The organism is Saccharomonospora halophila 8, assembly GCF_000383775.1.
GTDB lineage: Bacteria > Actinomycetota > Actinomycetes > Mycobacteriales > Pseudonocardiaceae > Saccharomonospora > Saccharomonospora halophila.
On the sequence record NZ_KB912581.1, the window covers coordinates 10,634 to 13,759 of the forward strand.

General features: G+C 72.8%; 4 protein-coding genes. All 4 read right to left on the reverse strand.

Annotation, left to right across the window (positions count from 1 at the left end; all coding sequences use genetic code 11):
* On the reverse strand, positions 1–846 hold an 846-nt coding region (locus SACHA_RS0117910; protein ID WP_157601747.1), incomplete at its 3' end, for a GDSL-type esterase/lipase family protein.
* Positions 843–1,385: a hypothetical protein gene (locus SACHA_RS0117915; protein WP_232211919.1), complete on the reverse strand. Its 543-nt coding sequence runs from the start codon at positions 1,383–1,385 to the stop codon at positions 843–845. The genes SACHA_RS0117910 and SACHA_RS0117915, both read right to left, overlap by 4 nt.
* A 29-nt stretch (positions 1,386–1,414) precedes the next feature.
* Positions 1,415–1,897 (reverse strand): nitroreductase family deazaflavin-dependent oxidoreductase, encoded by a 483-nt coding sequence (locus SACHA_RS0117920; protein ID WP_019812014.1) that lies wholly within the window; start codon positions 1,895–1,897, stop codon positions 1,415–1,417.
* A gap of 217 nt (positions 1,898–2,114) precedes the next feature.
* Positions 2,115–3,126 (reverse strand): glutamate synthase subunit beta (locus SACHA_RS0117925; protein ID WP_019812016.1); only part of this gene is annotated, 1,012 nt, incomplete at its 5' end.

The following is a 3,126-nucleotide window of genomic DNA, read 5'->3' on the forward strand; positions in this document are numbered from 1 at the left end:
GGTGCCCGCCCCGTCGACGCCGACGGGATCCACCGCGAGGATCAGGGCGTCCGGGTAGTGGCGGCGCACCCGGTGCAGGTACTCGCGGTAGGCGGACTCGACGGCGGGTTCGTCGGCACCGTCGAGGTCGTCGTTGGTGCCCTGGTTGAGCACCACGACCTGTGGTGTCCACGGCTCGGTGGGCACGTCCGCACAGGTGTGGTCCACCGTCTCCATCGCCGGGGGGACACCGCCGCTGCCGCCCGTGGTGACTCCCTGGCCGCCGAAACCCACCTGCTCCAGACCGGCGTCGAACGCCGCGGCCACCAGCCACGGGTAGGCGAGCGTGGCGTCGGAGCCGTCCGGGCCCGACTCCGTGCCGAGGACGTTCACGCCCTGCGTGATCGAGTCACCGAGGAACGTCAGCCGCGTCTCAGGTGCTGGTGGGGCGTCGTGCACCACCGACCCGGCGGGCAGGTCGAAACCGGTGAGGCGCAGGGCCGACGTCAGCGGTGGTGTCCACCGTTCGCCGCGTTCGTCGACGTCCTTCACCGCGAGCATCAGCTCGTGCGCACCGGGCCGGGATCCGTCCGGAGTGAGCCGGATCCGGTCGCGGCCCACGACGACGGGCGCGCTGCACACGCCGTCGACGACGGCGTAGACCTGCGGCGGGTACGTGATGCCCGTGGTGTCGAACCGGGCCGTGACCCCGCCGCCGGAGAACCGCAGGAACACACGCGACCCGCTGGTGACCGTGGTGGCCGCCCGCGTGCGGACGTCCCACCGGCCCTCGTAACGCAGCACCGGACTGTCCGGGCGCACCACGGTGACGGGCGGGGGAGCGGGCTCCCCGTCGTCTCCGGTCACCGTGGTGGCCTCACCGCCGGTGCGGTCGCCGGACCCCCGCACCGGACGTGGCCGTCGTCGTGGACGCACGTGCCGTCCGCCGAACCGGTTCCCATGGGCAACCAGTACACCGGGGCGCCGCTGCGGGGCATCCCCGTGTCCCTCGTCCGGTGCACGGAGAAGTGGGTGCGGTAGGAGGTCCCGTCCGCGTACGTCCCCCGCAGGTGCAGCCGGACCGTCCCGTCCGCCGGGCGGGTCACCGAGATGATCCCGGGCATCGAGTCGTCGGGTACCAGGTTTTTCCGCCACGCATCCCGGAGCAGCATCTCGCAGATGCCTGCGCCGTCGGCGACGTCGCGGCACAGCCCGCCGTAGTCGTCGGCGCGAACCCGCCGCACCGCCTCAGTCAGCAGCGCCTCCGCTTCCGCCACGGAGACCGGGCGGGGCGGCGACCCGGGATCCCGCTCCTTCACCGACACCAGCGTGGCCACGACGGCGAATCCCGCCACGAGTGACCACGCCACGACGACCCGGGCACCCGGACGTCGCCGTGTGACCACCGTCCCTCTTTCCACGCTCGCAGGCGTACTCAGGCCCGGTCGGCGGACTCGGGGACGAGCTCGAACACGGGGTGATGGTCCGCCTCGGCGGTGAAGTCGTCGACCGGGCTGTCGGGCGAGGCCGCGAAGTACGGCCGGGTCGCGCCCGCGATGCGGACGTAGCGTTTCAGCACGGGACCGGCCTCGGTTGCGCCGACCTCCCGTACGGCGTAGTCCTCACGCTCACCCCGCCGGGTCAGCGTGACCCGCCCGGCGGCGCGTGCGTTGTGCACCCAGGACACCGTGCCGTACGGGGAGACCAGCCACTTCTGACCGTCCTGTTCCACCACGGTCGCCGCGGTGGTGCGCATCCGGCCGGTACGGCGGCCACGGGTGTGGAGCAGATAGGTGTGCGGCACCACCCCCGCCCGGATGAACACGCGCATTACCGCGTCCCCGATGCGGCGGGCCCGCGTGTTGCGGAAGCGGCGCGCAGGGGTGCCCCCGCCCTCGCCGGGATTCTCGTGCGGCATCGACGGCTCCTCGGGGAGTAGCACAGCTCCGGCGTGTCGTGCGCCATGCGAGACGTCCCGTCCCCCCGCCGCACGCCAGCTCTCGTGAAGGGCACCTTACCTGCGTCGGACGCAGCGAGGGGCACTTTCCCCGCACTCAACGCAGCGAAGGACCCCTTCACGGCACTCAACGCAGCGAAGGGGTCCTTCACGGCACAACCCGGAGGAGGACCGGGTGTCAGGAGAGGGGGCGGTCGGTGGGGTTGATGGGGCGGGGGAGGACGTCGCGGTCGGTGAGGTAGGCGTCGACGCCCGCGGCGGCCGAGCGGCCCTCGGCGATGGCCCACACGATCAGCGACTGGCCGCGGCCCATGTCGCCGGCGACGAAGACGTTGTCCTCGCTGGTGCGGTAGGCGGAGTCGCGGGCGACGTTGCCGCGCTGGTCCAGCTCGACGCCGAGCTGCTCCAGCAGGCCCTCCTTCTGCGGGCCGACGAAGCCCATCGCCAGCAGGGTGAGCTGCGCGGGGATCTCCCGCTCGGTGCCCTCCACGGGGACGAACTTCCCGCCCTCGTTGCGGACCTCGACCAGCTTCAGCGCCCGCAGGTCGCCCGCGTCGTCGGCGAGGAACTCCTGGGTGTTCACCGAGTACAGCCGTTCCCCGCCCTCCTCGTGCGCCGAGGACACCCGGTAGATCATCGGGTACATCGGCCACGGGTGCGCCTCGGAGCGGGACTCCGGCGGCTTCGGCATGATCTCCAGCTGGGTCACCGAGCGGGCGCCCTGTCGGTGCGCGGTGCCGACGCAGTCGGCGCCGGTGTCGCCGCCGCCGATGACGACGACGTCCTTGCCCGCCGCGCTGATCGGCGGCTCGGCCAGCTCACCGGAGGCCACCCGGTTCGCCCAGGGCAGGTACTCCATCGCCTGGTACACGCCCGGAGTGTCGCGGCCGGTGGTGGGCAGGTCCCGCCACGCCGTCGCGCCACCCGCGAGCACCACGGCGTCGTACCCGGCGCGCAGCTGATCGACGGTGACGTCCACACCCACGTTCACGTTGGTGCGGAACTCGGTGCCCTCGGCCCGCATCTGGTCGAGCCTGCGGTCCAGCCGGAACTTCTCCATCTTGAACTCGGGGATGCCGTAGCGCAGCAGCCCGCCGATCGCGTCGGCCCGCTCCAGTACGACGACGTCGTGCCCGGCGCGGGTGAGCTGCTGCGCGGCGGCCAGCCCGGCCGGGCCGGAGCCGACCACG

Coding starts and splice junctions, on each gene's coding strand:
- SACHA_RS0117920 (WP_019812014.1), bottom strand. CDS start 1,897: ATGCCGCACGAGAATCCCGGCGAGGGCGGGGGCACCCCTGCGCGCCGC.